The organism is Desulfovibrio sp. JC010, from assembly GCF_010470675.1.
Classification (GTDB): domain Bacteria; phylum Desulfobacterota; class Desulfovibrionia; order Desulfovibrionales; family Desulfovibrionaceae; genus Maridesulfovibrio.
Map to the genome: position 1 here is coordinate 1 of NZ_VOIQ01000007.1, position 17,829 is coordinate 17,829.

13 protein-coding genes and 1 rRNA gene are annotated in these 17,829 nt (G+C 50.6%); 9 read left to right on the top strand and 5 right to left on the bottom strand.

The window, feature by feature from the left end; all coding sequences use genetic code 11:
- Positions 1–67: 67 nt before the first annotated feature.
- The 3 genes from rrf to FMR86_RS09110 all read left to right on the top strand — a co-directional run bounded on the left by rrf (position 68) and on the right by FMR86_RS09110 (position 3,177).
- Positions 68–183, top strand: a 5S ribosomal RNA gene (gene rrf / locus FMR86_RS09100).
- Between the two features lie 180 nt (positions 184–363).
- Positions 364–1,206, top strand: coding sequence for a phospholipase D family protein (locus tag FMR86_RS09105; RefSeq protein ID WP_163350794.1), 843 nt, complete (start codon positions 364–366; stop codon positions 1,204–1,206).
- Between the two features lie 168 nt (positions 1,207–1,374).
- A complete protein-coding gene (locus FMR86_RS09110; RefSeq protein ID WP_163350795.1) occupies positions 1,375–3,177 on the top strand; it encodes an SLC13 family permease in 1,803 nt (600 codons plus the stop codon).
- A gap of 82 nt (positions 3,178–3,259) precedes the next feature.
- On the opposite strand, the gene FMR86_RS09115 is transcribed toward FMR86_RS09110, so the two are convergent.
- The 4 genes from FMR86_RS09115 to FMR86_RS09130 all read right to left on the bottom strand — a co-directional run bounded on the left by FMR86_RS09115 (position 3,260) and on the right by FMR86_RS09130 (position 6,804).
- On the bottom strand, positions 3,260–4,573 hold the full coding sequence (locus FMR86_RS09115) for a TRAP transporter large permease (RefSeq protein WP_163350796.1): 1,314 nt from the start codon (positions 4,571–4,573) through the stop codon (positions 3,260–3,262).
- Positions 4,574–5,059: a TRAP transporter small permease subunit gene (locus FMR86_RS09120; RefSeq protein ID WP_163350797.1), complete on the bottom strand. Its 486-nt coding sequence runs from the start codon at positions 5,057–5,059 to the stop codon at positions 4,574–4,576.
- A 77-nt stretch (positions 5,060–5,136) separates the two neighbouring features.
- Positions 5,137–6,147, bottom strand: coding sequence for a TRAP transporter substrate-binding protein (locus tag FMR86_RS09125; RefSeq protein ID WP_163350798.1), 1,011 nt, complete (start codon positions 6,145–6,147; stop codon positions 5,137–5,139).
- A 33-nt stretch (positions 6,148–6,180) separates the two neighbouring features.
- On the bottom strand, positions 6,181–6,804 hold the full coding sequence (locus FMR86_RS09130) for a TetR/AcrR family transcriptional regulator (RefSeq protein ID WP_163350799.1): 624 nt from the start codon (positions 6,802–6,804) through the stop codon (positions 6,181–6,183).
- A 156-nt stretch (positions 6,805–6,960) separates the two neighbouring features.
- On the opposite strand from FMR86_RS09130, the gene FMR86_RS09135 reads away from it, so the two are divergent.
- A complete protein-coding gene (locus FMR86_RS09135; RefSeq protein WP_163350800.1) occupies positions 6,961–8,367 on the top strand; it encodes a sulfite exporter TauE/SafE family protein in 1,407 nt (468 codons plus the stop codon).
- Here FMR86_RS09135 and FMR86_RS09140 read toward each other — a convergent pair.
- Complete coding sequence (locus FMR86_RS09140) at positions 8,357–9,316, bottom strand: MJ1477/TM1410 family putative glycoside hydrolase (protein WP_163350801.1); 960 nt, start codon at positions 9,314–9,316, stop codon at positions 8,357–8,359. The two genes, FMR86_RS09135 and FMR86_RS09140, sit on opposite strands and share 11 nt — an antisense overlap.
- A 289-nt stretch (positions 9,317–9,605) precedes the next feature.
- Here FMR86_RS09140 and FMR86_RS09145 point away from each other — a divergent pair, with 289 nt between their 5' ends.
- From FMR86_RS09145 to FMR86_RS09165, 5 genes are read left to right on the top strand one after another with little or no spacing between them, the layout of a single operon-like run.
- The gene (locus FMR86_RS09145) at positions 9,606–10,166 is read left to right on the top strand and encodes a GNA1162 family protein (protein WP_163350802.1); all 561 of its coding nucleotides are present in this window, start codon (positions 9,606–9,608) and stop codon (positions 10,164–10,166) included.
- Positions 10,085–11,014, top strand: coding sequence for an endo alpha-1,4 polygalactosaminidase (locus FMR86_RS09150; RefSeq protein ID WP_203544833.1), 930 nt, complete (start codon positions 10,085–10,087; stop codon positions 11,012–11,014). The genes FMR86_RS09145 and FMR86_RS09150 overlap by 82 nt, the downstream gene beginning before the upstream one ends.
- The gene (locus FMR86_RS09155; RefSeq protein WP_239057197.1) at positions 10,983–13,082 is read left to right on the top strand and encodes a DUF2194 domain-containing protein; all 2,100 of its coding nucleotides are present in this window, start codon (positions 10,983–10,985) and stop codon (positions 13,080–13,082) included. The genes FMR86_RS09150 and FMR86_RS09155 overlap by 32 nt, the downstream gene beginning before the upstream one ends.
- Positions 13,079–15,919: a tetratricopeptide repeat protein gene (locus FMR86_RS09160; RefSeq protein WP_163350803.1), complete on the top strand. Its 2,841-nt coding sequence runs from the start codon at positions 13,079–13,081 to the stop codon at positions 15,917–15,919. The genes FMR86_RS09155 and FMR86_RS09160 overlap by 4 nt, the downstream gene beginning before the upstream one ends.
- A gap of 4 nt (positions 15,920–15,923) precedes the next feature.
- On the top strand, positions 15,924–17,810 hold the full coding sequence (locus FMR86_RS09165; RefSeq protein ID WP_239057198.1) for an SPOR domain-containing protein: 1,887 nt from the start codon (positions 15,924–15,926) through the stop codon (positions 17,808–17,810).
- The last annotated feature ends 19 nt before the right edge of the window (positions 17,811–17,829 follow it).

Here is a 17,829-nt window from a genome sequence, read left to right on the forward strand (position 1 = left end):
GGAGTAAGCGGAAACTACGCTTTCCGCGCAGCGACGATTTCATCCCCGCTAGGACGGCGGGGTGAAATCTATCCGTTAATGAAATCAGGTCACACCCGACTCCACTTGCGAACTCGGAAGTTAAGCTCTCCATCGCCGATGATACTGCTGGGTAGCCAGTGGGAAAGTAGGTCGTCGCAAGCTTTTATTTTAAACCCCTGAACTTAGGTTCAGGGGTTTTTTGCGTTCTGGGGGGGCAAGCCTCGTACTTTTCGCTAAGTGCGGGGCTTTATCTATTTTTAGTTGAATATATTTCGTCTTATATTTATAACGCGACAGGTTTTATTTGTTTGGGTAAGATTTTGTAATTTTGAGGTTAATAAAATGCTGAGTTTTTTTGCAAAAAGATTAGATCATTCTGAAGATATACTTTTTCTCACAACACAAGGGATGAATTATCATCTGGAGATGATGTTTCAGAAAGCGGAAAAGAAAATTGTTATAATTGCACCGTTTCTTCAGATTCATTCCAGATTGAAAGAAATATTAGCAGAAAAAGCCCGTCAAGGTGTCGAAATTAAAGTTGTCTGCCGCGTGAACGAATTGAAAGATGATCTTTCCGGTATTATCGGCGAGCCAATTGATAGGCCTAATCTTCATGCTAAATGCTATCTCACCGAAAAATCTGCCTTAATCGGTAGTCTCAATCTGTATGATTTCAGCCAGATCAATAATGATGAGATGGGGATTTTAATCAAGAATTCCGGCTTTGGTGAGTCTTTGTATGGGCAAATTGTTGATGAAGCTAGAAGATTAAGTCGTAGAGACATGATCTGTGCACATGATCGCGATAATATTCCTCTTGGGTTGGTCAAAGGCGAGAAATATGATTTAGAGGTTCTGGATACTATTTTTGATTTTGAATACAAAAAGATGTCTGGAATTAAAACCTGTAAGCTCGGCGACATAGTCCTTTTTGAAAACACAAACAGTAAATTTCAGAATAGTGTGAAAGCTGGGATGCTTCATTTTAAGGGACAGAATACAGGTAAGGGGGACCAGCGTTTAATTTTCGGTAATAAAGTGATTTATGATACTTATGGCGATCGTAGTGCCAGAATTCATCTTTTTACAGATTTTGTTTATGAAGGAATGGTTTATGTTGCTGCTGAGCCATATTTTGAGGGTGGGTGCTGGTTTTTTCCACTATCACGAGTTGCTGAGTAGCTGTTGAACCACTATATGTATCTTTGAGCTTCCTTGAGAAATCTTGGGAGCTTTTGTTTTTAGAATATTTGGATCATTGTATTACCAAACTCTTCCTTGTCTAAAATAAATAACTAAGGCATTTTTATTTAATCAAAATTTATAATTTTAAGGAATTACTGATCAGTTATGCCCATTACCCCCGATATAATCCTTGTCCTAGTTGTTCTGGTTCTTGTTATCCTGTTGTTTGTCTTCGAATGGGTTCGTGTCGATATGGTCGGGATCATGGTTATGGTCTGCCTGCCTCTACTTGGATTGGTTACACCGGAACAGGCTATCAGCGGTTTGAGCAGTAACGCAGTTGTCTCCATCATCGCGGTAATCATCATTGGCGCAGGACTTGATAAAACCGGGGTTATGAACAAGCTGGCACATTTGATTCTCAGGGTTGCCGGAAAGGATGAAACCAAGATTACCTCCATGGTTTCGGCTACTGTGGCCGGTATTTCCGGGTTCATGCAGAACATAGGGGCTGCTGCGCTGTTTATGCCCGCTGCTCGCAGGATTTCTGCCCAGACCGGTGTTCCAGCCTCGCATATTCTTTTGCCGATGGCCTTTTGTGCTATAATCGGCGGAACTCTTACTCTGGTCGGTTCAAGTCCATTGATTCTGCTCAATGACCTGTTGGTGGTTCAGGGTGTGAAATACGAGCATTTCGGCATGTTCAGCATGACACCCATTGGAGTGCTGCTGGTTATTGCCGCTCTGCTGTATTTCAGGTTGCTGGGCAAATGGATTCTTCCTCCAAGTAAGCAGGTAAAGGTCCACGGCCCCCTGTCCCCCATGCTCGATAAGACCTACCATGATATTGGCAGTATTTATGAGATGCGAATTCCGTCTGGATTTCAGGAACAGACTCTCTCGGAATTAAGAATCCGCTCAAATTATGCCTGTTCAGTAGTAGCTGCATATAACCCGGTTACCCACAAAAGAAATAATGCCCCTCTGCGCGACGACACTCTGGGGCCCGGCGATGTGCTTGCGGTCATCGGGGATAAACAGTTTATTTGCAAGCTGGCTGCTGATTACGGCTGGACTTATTCTGCTGAGCTAAAAGTTTTTTCCGATGACCTTTCCCCGACCAATGTGGGAATCATGGAAGGGATTGTATCGCCGCGCTCGCGCCTTGTGGGTAAAACCATCGGCGAGATTGAATTGCGCAAAAAGCTCGGTGTGGTTCCGCTGGCTGCCTTCAGCGGGCATGAGATGATCATCAGTGATCTGTCCAATCTGACCATCAGCGAAGGAGATGCTCTGCTCCTGCATGCCAAATGGAGCACCTTTCACCAGTTAAAGGACCAGAACGATCTTGTTTTCACCGAACCGATTCAGGGCGAACCCATTCGTGAGGAAAAAGCACCATGGGCCCTGGGCTGCCTTGCGGTGACCATGTTCATGATTCTGGTGCTTGATATCCAGCTTTCAATTGCGCTTCTTTTCGGGGCCATGGCTATGATTCTCGGACGTGTGTTGACCATTGATGAAGCTTACCGCTCAGTGGACTGGATGACCGTGTTTCTGCTTGCCGGGCTGATTCCGCTGGGGCTGGCCTTCGAGAACACCGGGGCCGCGAAAATGATTGCCGATATGCTCATGAATGCTGTGGGCGTGCCATCGCCGACGGTTCTGCTGATCTGTATCGGGCTGCTGACTTCTTTCTTCACCCTGTTTACGTCCAATGTGGGAGCCACGGTTCTATTGGTGCCGCTATCAATGAACCTCGCTCTTTCCTGCGGGGCAGATCCGCGCGTGGCGGCCATGACCGTAGCTTTGGCGGCTTCCAATACTTTTATTCTGCCCACCCATCAGGTCAATGCGCTGGTCATGCGGCCTGCCGGATTAAAGTCCGTGGATTACCTGCGCGCCGGGACCGGGATGACTATTATTTTTATGATTGTGCTGGTGGCAGGGATGCAGGTGTTTTTTTAGATTGGATATTTTTTTGATTCCAAATAAGAAGCCGCAGCTCCACCAGGAACTGCGGCTTTCGTTTTTCTTGAATTAATCTAAATTAATACATGGCCTGGGGTAGGTACAGAATTATCTGCGGGAAGATGGCAAAGAGTATAATTCCTACCAGAATGGCCAGCAGGAAGGGCATGGTTCCCTTGAAGATATCTTCAAGTGTAATATCCGGGGCGAACTTTTGGGCCATGCCGTAAACAACGTAGACATTGATGCCCACCGGCGGGGTGATGACCCCGATCTGGGTGACCAGCACGATGATGACCCCGAACCAGATGGGATCGAAGCCCAGCGTGGTGATGACCGGGTAGAAGACCGGGATGGTCAGCATTATCAGGGCCAGCGCGTCCATGATGCAGCCGCCGATGAAGTAGACCACGAGGATCATGGAAACAATGATCAGCGGATGCAGGTCGAATGATGCGGTCCATGCGGCAACGTTAAAGGGGATACGGGTTACGGCCAGAAATTTTCCGAAAATCAGGGCCCCGGCCACGAGGAAAAGCACCATCACTGAAGTGCGCAGGGTCTCGTAAAGAGAGTTCACAAAAGCCTGCCATGTGAGCTGGCGTTTGATGATGCCCAGCGTGAGGATGCCCAGCACGCCCACGGCTGCTGATTCGTTGGGAGTGAAGAAGCCGAAGAACATGCCGCCGATTACAAGGGCGAACACGGCAATGGTATCAAGCAGACCCATGAGGGATTTCAGCTTCGCGCTTAAGGGGAAATTTTCGCCTTTGGGACCGAGGCTGGGGTCGCGTCCACACACAATTGCAATGGCGATGATGAACAGGATGGTCAGCACCACTGAGGGCAGGATTCCAGCCATGAAAAGTTCGCCGATGGATTGTTCGGTGAGGATGCCGTATACGATAAGCACGATGCTGGGCGGCATAATCATGCCAAGGCCCCCGCCGGAAGCAACGGAGCCCGCCGCAAGGGAGTTGGAGTAGCCGTACCGTTTCATTTCCGGGATACCGACAGTTGCCATGGTGGCTGCAGTGGCCGGGCTGGATCCGCATACAGAACCGAAAGCGGTGCAGGCGGCAACGGTCGCCATGGCCAGACCGCCCTGAATGTGTCCCAGAAAATGATAAGCCGTGGAGTACAGTCTGCGGCTGATTCCGCTGTTAAAGGCCAGCTGGCCCATGAGGATAAACAGCGGGATTGTGGACAGGCTGTAAGATGAAAAAGTATCGTAAAAACTTCGCGAAAGCAGGTTCATGCCGCCTTTCAGGGAAATGAGCATGGAGAATCCGCCGAAGCCCACTAAGGTCATGACGTAAGCAACCGGCATGCGGGTCATGAGCAGGGCCAGCATCACAAAGATGCCGATAATTCCAAGGGTGGTCGGTTCCATTTATTCTCCCCCCGCCATGTTTTTGATGAGTTCTTTCAGCAGGGTAAGGGTGAAGCAACCGAAACCGAATGCCAGAGCGAAAATGACCATATCTGTGGGCAGTTCAAGGGTCATGGAAACTTCCCCGGATTCACGCATGGAACAACCGTACAAATAGAGTCTCCATGTAACCAGACCGAAAAGTGAAGCACTTATCGAAGTTGTGATGATCTTGACGATGCGCCGGGTTTTGGCACTCATTTTACTGTACAGGAATTCCACGCCGATGTTGGCTTTCTGGCTTTCGGCATAACCGAGTGCCAGCCCGGTGGTCAGCACTGCCAGAACCGCCACAATGTCTTCCACCCCGAAAATGGGGGTATCCAGCACGCCGCGTGAAATAATATCCGCCCCGGTCAAAAGAGCCATACCGATCAAACAGACAGCGGCGATGTTTTTTAAGAATGCCTCGAATTTATCAATGAGGCCTGTGACTTGATTACCCACTTGAAACTCCAGATTTACGAAATTTCCCCCACTTTGCAGAACAAAGTGGGGGATTTATCAACTATATTTGTGCGTAATTACTGTACGTTGTTCAAAGTTTCAACGGTAAAATCGAGTATTGCCTTACCGTCGAGTTTTTTCTTGTTTGCTTTTTCGATATACGCATCCATCATGGGTGCTGCTTTTTCTTTCCAGCGTTTGCCTTCGGCTTCGCTCAGTTCGATGAATTGTCCGCCTTTCTTGGTCAGGAACTCACGACCTTCCTTATCGCTTTCATCCCATGCCTGACCGTGCTTGGCTGCGAATTCTTTACTGATATCCATGATGATTTTCTGGTCCTGCTCGGAGATCATGTCCCACTTGTCTTTGTTCATGACCGCGAAGAAGGTGGTGGTGTAGCCGACCGGGTAATCAAGGGTGCAGAAATCAACAACTTCGCCCATTTTCCAGCCTTTGTTGGTTTCCATGGGGTAAACACCGCCGTCAACAACGCCTTTGCGGATGGCCTGATAGGTATCGGGCATGGACATGGCAACAGGGGCCGCGCCGAGTGCTTTGAGCAATTGGGCGGAGTTACCGGTACCGCGCAGTTTCATGCCTTTGAGGTCCTCAAGCTTCTTGACCGGTTTTTTAGCGGTGAAGAGCAGGCCGGGACCGTGGGCATGGAAGAAAAGCACTTTTACATCGCGCAGTTCCTTGGGCTGGAACTTTTCGTAAACAGCATTGGCAACCTCGGTGGCGGCTACGCCGGACTTGTAGCCCAGCGGCAGGTCAACTGCTGCCATGGTGGGGAAACGGCCGCGGGAGTAAGCCAGCGCGGACATACCTACATCGGAAAGTCCTTCCACAACACCGTCGTAGCACTGCTTGGCTTTGGTCAGGGTTCCGCCGGGGAAGTAGGCGATGCTGACGCGGCCTTCGGTTTGTTTGGTAACTTCATCGCTCCACTGCTGGGCCAGCTTGGACTGGATGTGTGTGGGCGGGAAAAAGTTGGAGTAGGTCAGGTTAATGGATTTCGCGCCCGCTGTGAGCGGCAGTGCACACATGCACATGGCTGCGGCCACTACTATAATCAAAAGTTTTTTCATGTTCCCTCCGTTTAATTATGTAAAAATGGCTGATTATTCAGCTTTTTTAAGTCCGTTGGTCAGTGCAAGGGTTACCGCTGCTTCGCGGATATCCTGAAACCCGATCAAACCCTCGTTGCTGCCTTGGATCATGAATCCGGTCTCAATGGAGCTGCGAACCATATATCCTTCAAAGAGCACAGTGTTGAAGGCCCCGATCTTTTCCGGCGGATAATCGGTCTCCACAAAATTGCGAACCAGATCGGCAAAGACTTCCTCGGAAAGACGGTATTGGCTTAGACTCAGGTCTTCACGAAGTTCCGGCACCCGCGAGGCATAGATGGTGAATTCCAGAAAAACCTTGGCCCAGTTCTGGTCGCGAACGATGTTTTCCAGAAAATCCCAGATGATGTTCATGACTTCTTCAAGGGACTGCGCTTTGTCCAGACGGTCATCGCGGGAATTGCGGTACTCGGTCAGCTTTTCTTCCACGATCTCCAGAAAGAGTTTGTCCTTGCTCACCCAGTGGCGGTAGAAGCTGCCCTTGGCGTACCCGGCATGCTTGGTGATTTCTGCCACTGTAGTTTCCACGAAACCCTTCTTGCCGAAAAGTTCGTTGGCCGCTTCCATGAGCTCTTTCTTGGTTTGGAGCGATTTTTCCTGTTGTTTTCTGGCCATTTGAGAGTTTTGTAATATGTTTTTGCGACCAGTGGTCATAAAGTGACCGTTGGTCATTTTTTATGGTGTATAGCTGTGCGAGTGCTTGCTGTCAATATCTAACTATGACAACTTGCAGGTGACGAATTTAAAAATAATCAGAAGGAACGACCTGAAGTGCGCAAGCTGTTTATCTTATATATTGTACTGATTTGTTCTCTGTGTGGAATTGCCGTTCAAGCCCATCCTCTGGGGGAGGTGGTGCAGGAAACCACGGTCATGAATGAGGGCGCGAGGCTGCTCATTGTGTATGATACCTCCATCGGTCCGTCCATCACTGCCACGCTCATTCCTGACGCGAATCACGATGGAAAGGTGTCCAGGCGGGAAGAACGCAAGCTTTCACGTGATATCAGTGCTCTTTTGCTGCCTAATCTCGAAGTCTATCTGGATGATAAACAGGTAACTCCTGAACTTTATTATGATTCCGTGGTCCCGGCCCCCGGCGGGTACAACAACGGTCTGCGTTCCAATCTGGTCTACGCCATTCCCCTGCCGAAGGAGGATTTCGGCAAGCATTACCTGAAATTCTCCGACAATAATTTTCAGACCGGGGAACTCAAGTGGCTGAAGTGGAAGGTGCAGGCCGACCCAGAGTTCAGCGTGGTGCGCACTTCGCCGGATTCGCGGGAACTGAATTATCAGTTTTTTGCCAAGAAGGTTGATGGCGATGAAGCATCATTTCCAGCTCCGGTTCCGTCCATGGATGACGGTATAAAGCCCAGCCCGCAGGAGGATTCCAGTCAGGCCGCACTCAAGGATTATCTTGCGCAGGAAAACCTCGGACCGGGAACCATACTTTTCGCGCTTGGATTGGCTTTTTTCTTAGGCATGGGCCATGCACTCAGCCCGGGGCACGGCAAGGCCATGGTTGCCGCCTATCTTATCGGGCGCAGCGGGCGTATTCGCGATGCCTTCACGCTGGGAACAATCGTGACCGTCACTCATGTTGCAAGTGTGATTGTGCTCGGTATCGCTGCCTTGCTGCTTTCCCGTTATTTTCTGCCCGGTGATCTTTATCCGTGGCTGGGGGCTTTTTCCGGTGCGCTGGTTTTTGGGGTCGGGTACATGATGCTGGCTCGCAGGGCGGTGCATAGCTACGGGCATGCCCATCATCATCACGACCATTCGCATGGACACGCCCATGATCACGGTCATTCGCACAGCCATGGGCATGAGAGCAAAGGAGGCCCGGTATCATGGTGGTCCATGCTCAGCCTCGGCATTGCCGGGGGTATGGTTCCCTGTCCGACAGCACTGGTTGTGCTGCTGGCCTCGGTGGCTTTCGGACGTATTTTGTTCGGTTTGCTGCTGATCCTGTCCTTCAGTTTCGGCCTTGCCGCAGTGCTTATAATCATCGGTATCCTGACCGTGCGGGCTTCGAAGCTTACCGAAAGGTTTTCCGGTTCACGCAAATGGATCGAGAACCTGCCCGTGCTAAGTGCCGGGCTGGTCATGCTGGCCGGAATCGCCATCGCGTTTAATGCCCTGCATGCCGGAGGGATTTTGCGGATTAATTTTTAAACTTCCAAAAATCTGTAATCCCGTTCAATTCCGCGTCCGGCGTTGAGCCGTAGGGGATGAGTTTGAAATCAAGTGCTTTTACCTGTTTCAGGTAATCTGCGTATTGGGACGGTTCGATGTATTCCACATCAAGGACTGTTTTGCCTGCATCGGCGAGTTGTTTGGCGAGGTTCAAGCGATAGTCGCGGTCTTCCGTACTGTGGATATTGAAGAGCAGGCTCTCAAGGCCGACCATGTCCACGGTTTTGAAGTAGACTTTCTCGTATTCCGGGGAGCAGTCGTTGAAAACGCCCATTCCGTTCTGGGGGCAGATTATGAAGTTTTTTCCGGCCTTTTTGCGGGTGTAGTCAGCGATTCTTTTGATCAGTTTGACCATTTCGTCCGCTGTATCGCGTACTTCCATGTCTTGTTCGTGCCAGAACCAGTACGCATCCACTATGTCGAGATAAACGCCGTCAAAACCGGCTTCAAGAATGCGGTCCAGATAAGGGCGCAGTCCGGTTTCCCACCAGTCTTCGCGCCAGTATTTCACTTTGTAGTTTTTAGCCCAGTCCGGGTTTTCCGGACCCAAGAAACGGGGCGGATTATCTTTCCAATCCTTCTGCCAGTAAAAACGATACTCTTCAGCTTCGCCGATGGAGAAATAGCAGAGCACGGTTTTTTGGAATTTGTGCAGGGTGGAAATGTCTTTCGCGGAGAATCTTTTTTTATCCGAGCCGTCTTTTGAATAGTCGATTACCAGCAGGTCGTAGGGAGACTCGGCCAGAGTTGCCACTTGCGGTTTTTGCAGCTGGTAGGCCCAGCTTGTAATTTTTTTTTGCGGCGGGGTCATCCTTATCTCCTGTTTTGATTGCCCGGAAGGTGCCGATGATGAAGATTTGACCGTTGCTGAAGCACATGCTGTCATTGAAAAAATAAGAATCAGAATAAGTGGATAGCGTATTTTCATGGTCAATTCTTTTCCTGTTTTAAAGTATTATGAAATAGGAGTGGGCGCGGGACTCACTGTTCTTAATATGCTTGATTTTTATTTAAGATACAAAAAAGAAAGTCTTTTTTGAAGGTTATAAATAAATAATACTTTGCATGGGTATGGAATAGGATTATAGTGTCTAGAAATAATGGGAAATTTTAATATTACTTAATTATTTTTTTAAGAATAGGGATGAGCGCACGGTTTTTTTCGTATTCTTATAGTGGATCCAAAAAAGTTTTTTTTGATAAAATAGGAGGGTGCTGTGAAAAAGAGCTTTTTCACTACTTTGATTTTTCTTTTCTTTCTTGCCGGGTGTTCCGGTACCTACATGAAAGATTACGTACAGCCAAACGGTGTGGCCAGTGAGGCCCGCCACGCTGCCGTGCTGCCGCTGGTTAACCTGACAAATACTCCCAATGCAGGGCGTATGGTCGGTGATCTGCTGACCACCGAGCTTTATGCTTCCACAAAATTCGATCTCATGGAATCCACTGAGATGCTTAAGCGCATCAAGGGTGATGAGGATGATCTTGAGTTCGTCATGGAAGACGTGGTGGCCCAGAAACTGGGCAGCAAGCTCGGAGTGGATACCGTTATCTACGGTTCCGTTACTGAATACCAGTACAAGCGCGGGGTTAACCAGAGTCCTACCGTGGGCATCAATCTGCGTATGATTGATGTTTCTTCCGGCAATGTGCTCTGGGCTTCATCTTCTTCCAAGAGCGGGGGGTGCTTTTTCGGATGTACGGAATCCTTGAACAGCGTAGCGCAGGAAACCCTTGCGGATATGGTTGCGGCCATGTCTTCCGTTTCTGCGCAATAGTCGCACTGCTTGTGATCTCTTTCTCCTTGTTCGGCAGGACATTTGCGTTCGGCGGAAATAACGCCGTATCGTCATGGTCCTGCTACTACGGCCACGAAGACCGGACGGAAAAGCTGTCCGGTTTTGATCTGCTGGTCTCTGCCCCCGGCGGGCAGGACCCGGTTCCTTTGCGTGCAAAAGGGGTGAGGGTTCTCAGCTATGTCAGTCTCGGTGAGGTGGCGGGGAATGGTCCTTATTACGAGGAGGCCAAAGAGCTGGGGCTGCTTGTGCGCCATAATGAGAGCTGGGATTCATGGGTGGTGGATGTGCGCCGCCCGGAATGGAGCAGTCTGCTTTTGACCCGCATAATCCCCGATGCTTTGGCGGCGGGATATGACGGGCTTTTTTTTGATACCCTTGATTCGCCTATTGATATGCAGCGTCGTGACCCGGATAAATATAAGGGAACCGAGCGGTCCTGTGTTGAGCTGGTCCGGGCCATCCGGGAGAAGTATCCCAAGCTGCTGCTCTGCCAGAACCGGGGTTTTGAGATCGTCCGCCGCACGGCTCCGTATCTCAATTACCTGCTGATAGAAGGGCTGAGCAGCTCCATGGATTTAGCCACCTCCACCCGCACGGATGTTTCAAAAGCAGACCGCGATTTTCTCATCGCCAAGGCAGAAATTGCCCGCAAGGCCAATCCGAAACTGGTGGTCCTGACTCTTGATTATGTTCCGGCTGATGATAAGCAGGAAATCAAAAAGGCTTACGATTTTTCCCGCAAGCTGGGTTTTGTTCCTTATGTCAGCACTCCTGCTTTAAATGAGGTGTTCATTCATGCGTCTGCCACACATGCGTTTGATAAATAGGATTGTTGTCGCATTTCTGCTTGTGATCCTCGGTGTTACTTTCGTTCATGCGGAGCAGGTCAAGCGTAAGGTGCTGGTGCTCTATAACAGTGCGGAAGGCCGTTCCGCACGAGGCAACAGCTTTGTAGAAGGCTTTGCCGCACCCTTGAACTACCTCGGATTTTTGTACGAAGTTCGGGATGTCACGCTGCGACCGCTCCCTTCGGATGAAAAAATGTCTGAATACAGAGCTGTGTTCACTACATTTTCCGAAGATTTAATGGACAAACCTGAGGAATATCTCAAGTGGCTGATACGGCAGCAGAAACAGGGTAGGCAAGTGCTCATTGCCGGAACTCCTGGAGCTTTCAGTGATTATGATAAAGTTTCCGCCGACCCGGTGCTGATTAAAAAACTATTTTCCAATCTTGGATTTTCCTATCAGGGCAACGCCACCAATGACGATTATCGGCTGAAGTATGAGTATGTTGATCCGCAGAATATGAATTTTGAGCGTAAATTACCGCTTTTTCCGGAAAAATACATGCAGATTGTCCCGACCGGGGAGGACGTTGAATCATGGGTTAAGGTCGGCCTGAAAAATCGATCCGGATCAACTGCTGCCGTTGTGGCAGTGGGGCCGCGTGGCGGTTATGCTCTTGACGGCTACATGCGCTGGCAGGACCCGGTTGATTATCAGAAACAATGGTATTTGAATCCCTTTGAATTTTTGCGCATCGGTCTGGATTTAAAGGGGATGCCCACCTTGACCCCCACAACCCTGAACGGCAAGCGACTGGCTTTTGCTCATATCGATGGTGATGGTTTTGCCGGATATACCGAGATAGACAAGCATAAGGTCTGCGCTGAAATTGTCATGGAGCGTATTTTCGAAGGCTATGATTTTCCCAACTCGGCTTCAGTCATTGCCGGGGAGATCAACCCTGCAGTGAAGGGCAGTCTGGATAATGTTGAGCTGGCAAAAACCATGTTTGAGATGGAAAATGTGGAGACTTCTTCCCACTCCTACACCCACCCTTACGCATGGAATGCCAAGCTGCGTGAATCCAAGGAGTATGCGGAAGATTTTGTCATCGGGCAGTACGAGCTTGCGGATTATAAATTTGATGGCCGGTATGAAATTGTCGGTTCCTGCGATTATATTTCCGAAAATCTGGCCCCGGCGGATAAGCCCTGCAAGGTCCTTTTCTGGTCCGGTATGTGTGATCCTACGGAAGAGCAGGTGGCCATTGCCGATAGGGCCGGAATCCTGAATATGAACGGCGGGGATACTGTCTTTGATGAACGGCGTAATTCTTATTTCGGGGTTTCCCCTCTTTACCGTGCACTTGGCAACCACAACCAGATTTATACCGGGCAGGCCAATGAAAATATCCTGACCAATCTCTGGTCCGGGCCGTATTACGGATTCCGCAACATCGTGGAAACAATGGAACGGACCGGATCACCGCGCCGGATCATGCCCATCGATATTTACTACCATTTTTACAGCGGTGAGAAATTCGCATCTCTCAAGGCCCTTGAAGATGTTTATGAATGGGCACTCAGTCAGGATACTGCCCGGGTTTTTGCCTCCGCCTACATCAAGATGGTTAACGGATATCTGGCAGCCAAAGTGGAGAAGATTTCCCCGGACCGTATTGTGTTCCGCGATTATGCGCATTGCCTTTCTGTGCGCTTGGACGGCATGGAAAAAGTGCCTGATCTGGCCCGGTGCAAAAACGTAATCGGTTACGACATCCAGCCTGAAGGGATTTTCGTGCATTTGCGTCCCGGAACTGCGCGGGCAGAACTGGTACTGACTGCGGATAAGCAGGCCAATGCGGGGAATGTTTATTTGAAAAACGGTTCCGGCTGGGTGCGGAATTTTAAGCGTACCGCAAAGGGCGTGCGTTTTGATTTTGAGTGTTTCAGCAAAGGACGTTTTCAGTTGGGCGGGCTGGTGCCGGACAGCAGGTACAGGCTTATCCGCAGGGACGGTCCGCCTCTGGAACTCAGCAGCAGCGGGGAAGGAGTGCTTAGTGTGGAAGATATGCTTTCCGGCCCCATGGAGATTAATCTGATTTGAACATAAAGCTCTGGCGGGTACTGCTTTTCGTACTCATCATAATCGGGACGACCGTGCTTATCTATCCCTTTCCGAGGGATATGGTCCCCCTGTACCTGCGGAGCGGTGAAGTTTCCAAAGCAGCGAATCTGCTCAGTGAGCTTCTTGAAGAAGATCCTTATGATCTGCGGCTATTGAATCTGGGGGTTGATGTTTTCCTGAAGATGGGCATGCCGGATAAAGCCATTACCAGCCTTGAGGAAATTCTCAAGCAGAAGCCTGACCGCATCCCCGAACGCAGGAAGCTGGCGCAGGTTTACGAGTGGAATGTCATGCCCCGTGAAGCCATGCACACATGGGAAAAGCTTTCTAAAATCGAATCGGGAAAGATGAAGCCTCTTGAGCAGCTGGTTATGTATTACCGCTACTTTGATATGTTCCCGCAGGAAGTGGATGCCATACTCAAGCTCAATGAATTGCAGGGCAAGAGGCCGTTCAGCGGTGATTTCATGTATGTGCTCAATGATGAAATTGAGCGGCTCGGAGCGGAACATGCCGGAAATGCGGATGATCCGTATCTCAATTTCCTGATCCAGCGGATTTTTATTGTCGGCGAGCGGTTTAAGGCTGAGATCGAATTCAGGAAAGAAGCCGGAGGCAGGGTCGATTTTAAGCAGTACGTGATCTATGTTCTGGAATATTTTGTAGCAACGGACCGTATTGAAGGAGGCTACGAGTATGCCGCCCGCATGGATGAAAAAACCGGGCTGGATGTCGAAAGCAGAACTCAGCTGGTCAAAGTGCTGGGTTGGGCCGGAGAGTATGAACAGGCTTTGGAAATTGCCGACCGACTACTCAAGATAAGCCCCGAAAATGTGGCTTTGCTGACCGAAACCGCATGGATGGCCCGTAGTGCCGACAGGCATGATATAGCGCAGGAAGTGTTGGAAAAACTGGTTCAGATCGAGCCGGACAACCACGAACATCAGCAGGCTCTCGGTGCAACTTATATGGCAACCGGGAATCATCGTAAGGCTGTCTCCCTGTTCCGCAGGCTTGCCGAGCGGGTAGGCAACTGGCTCCTTTATGCCCACGATATGCTCCGTGCGGCTTTGTTCAGCGGCGATATCAAGCTTATGAGCGAAGTGGTGGAACATACCAGGGATGTTGATCTTTCCGAGCCGGAATATTTGCGCACCCGGGGAGAACTGCTGCTGACCCTTGAGCGGCCCCGTGAGGCGTATGATGCTTTGCGCAGAGTTGTGGATTCTCCCGGCGCGACTCTGGATGATTATGAACGGCTCATTGATGCAGCCGGGGGGACCGGGGAGCAGCAGCTGCTGGCCGATACAGTCGATCTGGCTCTCAAGGCTTTTCCCGGAGACATCAATCTTATGCGTATCGCCGGATCGGCGTGGCGCAATGCCGGGCAGCCGTACAAGGCATACAAAATTTACCGCACGCTGCTGAAGCAGGAAAAACTGCAGCAGGACATTATCGATATGCTGCTGGCAGCTTCCGAAACTCAGGATTTGAAGCTGGCTAAGCAGGCTGCGCAGTATGCGGAAAATATTGCTCCCAAGGATGTGCTGGTCATAGCGCAGGCCGGGGAAATCATGCTCTGGCTGAATTCTCCCAAGGACGGTTATCCGTACTACAAGAAGGCCGCAATCATGACCGGAGGCAGCCGCGAGTATGTGATGAATCTCATTCAGATCGCATCCTACACCGGGGATAAGGCGATATTTCGTGATGCCGCTGAGACCGCTATTAAACTGCGTCCGGATGACGAACAGGTGGCCCTGCTGGCTGCGGCGGTCTGGACTGCGGCCGGGGATAACGCAAAAGCTGAACTGCTTCTGGCCCGTTTTGCAGGGCAGGGCACCAAGAATCTGGAAACCCTGCATAAGTGGGCGGATTTCGCCGACAAGGCCGGGCTTAACGAAGAAGCCTACCGTATTTACGATGAGCTTTATGAGCGCGGCTACAAGCGCAGGGAGATTCGTGAACCGCTGGCCCGCCTGGCCGAGTGGACCGGACGTCCGGCAGTGGCCGCTAAAATTTACGGGGAGATTTCCGATGAATCCCCCCGTGATTTCGATCTGGCCAAAAAAGCAGCCAAGGGTTGGTCCGATGCCGGAGAATATGACAAGGCCGTGGCTTACTATGAGCGGGCCATTGACCTGAAACCGCAGGATTATGAACTGAAGCTGGAGCTGGCCCGGACTTACGGTTTTGCCGGGCAGCCGCAGGACCAGATCAGGATTTTCAAGGAATTGCAGGCCGCCGGAAAGCTGCCTGAAGCAGAGCGGGTGGAACTGGCAAGGGCCTATCTTGACGCCCGTGAACCGGAACCTGCATTGCGTATTCTGGAACCTTATGCACGTTTGAAAAAACTGCCCCGTTTTGAAGGATTTCTGCTTGCTTCGGCATTGCAGATGGCCGGGCGCGGAAGTGAGGCTTCAGATGTTTATAAAAGGTTGAAAAAAGAGTACAATAAGGACGAAGTCTTTTTGGCCCGTCTGGGTGCTGAAGCTTTGTTTAATAATTTTCAGACTGACGCCTATGGTCTTTTCGAGGCGGCACTTAAGGTCAACCCGGAAAACCATACCGCGCTCAAGGGGCTGGGCATCATCCTCGGGGAGCGTGAGCAATATAAACGTGCAGCTGCTAAATTGCGTAAATATTTGAAACTTGTTCCCGATGATGCCGAAGGGCGTTACCAGCTGGGTGAAATTTACAGGTTCATGGGCCGTGAAAATGATGCGGTCCGTCAATTCAAGCGTGCTGCACGCACCATCAAGCGCGAAGGGCGCAAGAATGTGCAGGACAGGGATCTAAAGAGGATTAACAGGTAAGGATTTGAAGAAAACAGTTGTGTTGCTTTTTCTTTTCATGACGGCTTTGTTGCCGGTCATGTCCGCAACCCCGCTTCTGGCGGAGGATAATGCAGCTGTGCCTGTTGTTCAGGAGCAGGAACGTATCTGGACTGTGCGGGTCAGTTCCTTCAGCAAGGCGGATACGGCATGGAACTTCATGTCCTACCTCAAGGGTGAAGGCTACAAGCCGATCATGGTTTACCTTTACGATTCCAAGGGTAACGGCTGGCGGGTGGTCCAGATCGGAGATTACCCCACCCGCAGTCAGGCCCGTGTTGCCGGACGTATTTTCAAGAAGAGGACCGGACTTGATTACCTGATCCGCTCCATGCCTATAGCCCTGCTGGAAGAACGGACCCTTGATTCGCGCAGGAGTCCCATACCGTCGAACAAAGCAGTTCCGACAGCACGTGCCGCTGCTGCGGCAAGAACGGATAGAGCAGCTGTGGAAGAGTCTTCTGCTGTTTCACAGAAGCTGGTGGGCGCACCTGAATCGCTTTTTTATGAGCTGGACCAGCGTGATGTGTTGCGGGCCACAGGCCACAGGCAGCAGAATGTGATCCTCGCCCGGATCATGATCCGCAGGGGCTATGTTGAAGACGGCTTGCGCCTTTATGCCCGGCTGCTGCGTATTTACCCGGATGATGTGGAATTGCGTGAGGAGTACATCGGCGCACTTATCGATAGCGGTGAGATTGAAAAGTCCGCTGCCATGCTTCGGGACTGGCTCGGCCATGATCCCCATTCACCTAGGGCTCTCAGGCAGGAGGCGCGTTTGCGCTTGCTGTCCGGCGATTATTCTGTGCAGATCAATTCCCTTGATTACCTGCTGCGGCTGCGGCCCGGCGATACGGATTCACTTTCCGCCAAGGCATACGGCAGCCAGCAGGGCGGCGACTGGCTGAGTGCTATTGAGAGCTTTTCAGAACTTATTGATGCCGAGCCGCATAATTACGAAGCCCGGCAGGCTCTTTCCAGTCTGCTTATGGAGCGCAGGCCGAGGCTGGTGCTGACTCCCAGTGTCTATCTGCAATCCGATGAGTCGGTAACCACTACTCTGGGCAGCCGTTTTTCCATGCAGCTTACCGATCAGACCAGAGGGGAATTCTATTACGCCAACACCCGTATCTACCGTCCGCAGCAGGACGGGGTTGAGAAGATCAACAAGGATGTGAATCAGGCGGCGATTCTTTTCAAGCGCGATTTCAACCGCGTATTTACCGGAATTGTGGGCGTGGGGGCTTTTGAAGGAACCGCTTCCGGTGTGTCCGGTGCTCTCGGTTTTGACTGGCGCATTCATGAGCCCGGTACTTTTTCAGCCATGATCGATTATGATAATCCGTGGCTGGATGAGCCGTCTGCTGCCAACTACGAGGGACGTTACAGTCAGCTTTCCCTGACCTATGACGGTTTTTACAATGACGAATGGGGGCTGTTTCTCAACGGTCAGCTGCGTCAGTATAAGCTTGAATCCGACCGTAATTACGGGGCCAAGGGGATTTACAACATCATCCTGACCCGCAGGGTTCTGGCGGACCCGGATTTGTTTGTATCTTATTCATTCTACCGTTCATTCTTCAAGTATGACGATGAGAACTACAAGCCTTTCGAGGTAGTGGATAACGAGAGTATCCATACCTTGAGTGCCAGCTTCAGCAAGTCCATCTGCGATACCATTGTTTTTCAGGCCGCAGGCGGGATCAGGATGGATGAATTCAAGAATAGTCCCAGTTATTTCGGCGGACCGTCACTGGCTTTCAGGCTGGGCAGGTTCGAACTCAGTCTTGATTATGAATACAGCAGTGATTCCGGCCTTGCCGGAGGCGGGGAAACCCAGTTCTTGAGCGGGGGGATCGGGTATGTTTTCTAAGGCGATTGAAAAGATTCAG

Coding starts and splice junctions, on each gene's coding strand:
- FMR86_RS09105 (WP_163350794.1), top strand. CDS start 364: ATGCTGAGTTTTTTTGCAAAAAGATTAGATCATTCTGAAGATATACTT.
- FMR86_RS09110 (WP_163350795.1), top strand. CDS start 1,375: ATGCCCATTACCCCCGATATAATCCTTGTCCTAGTTGTTCTGGTTCTT.
- FMR86_RS09115 (WP_163350796.1), bottom strand. CDS start 4,573: ATGGAACCGACCACCCTTGGAATTATCGGCATCTTTGTGATGCTGGCC.
- FMR86_RS09125 (WP_163350798.1), bottom strand. CDS start 6,147: ATGAAAAAACTTTTGATTATAGTAGTGGCCGCAGCCATGTGCATGTGT.
- FMR86_RS09130 (WP_163350799.1), bottom strand. CDS start 6,804: ATGGCCAGAAAACAACAGGAAAAATCGCTCCAAACCAAGAAAGAGCTC.
- FMR86_RS09140 (WP_163350801.1), bottom strand. CDS start 9,316: ATGAAAATACGCTATCCACTTATTCTGATTCTTATTTTTTCAATGACA.
- FMR86_RS09150 (WP_203544833.1), top strand. CDS start 10,085: ATGTACGGAATCCTTGAACAGCGTAGCGCAGGAAACCCTTGCGGATAT.
- FMR86_RS09155 (WP_239057197.1), top strand. CDS start 10,983: ATGCGTCTGCCACACATGCGTTTGATAAATAGGATTGTTGTCGCATTT.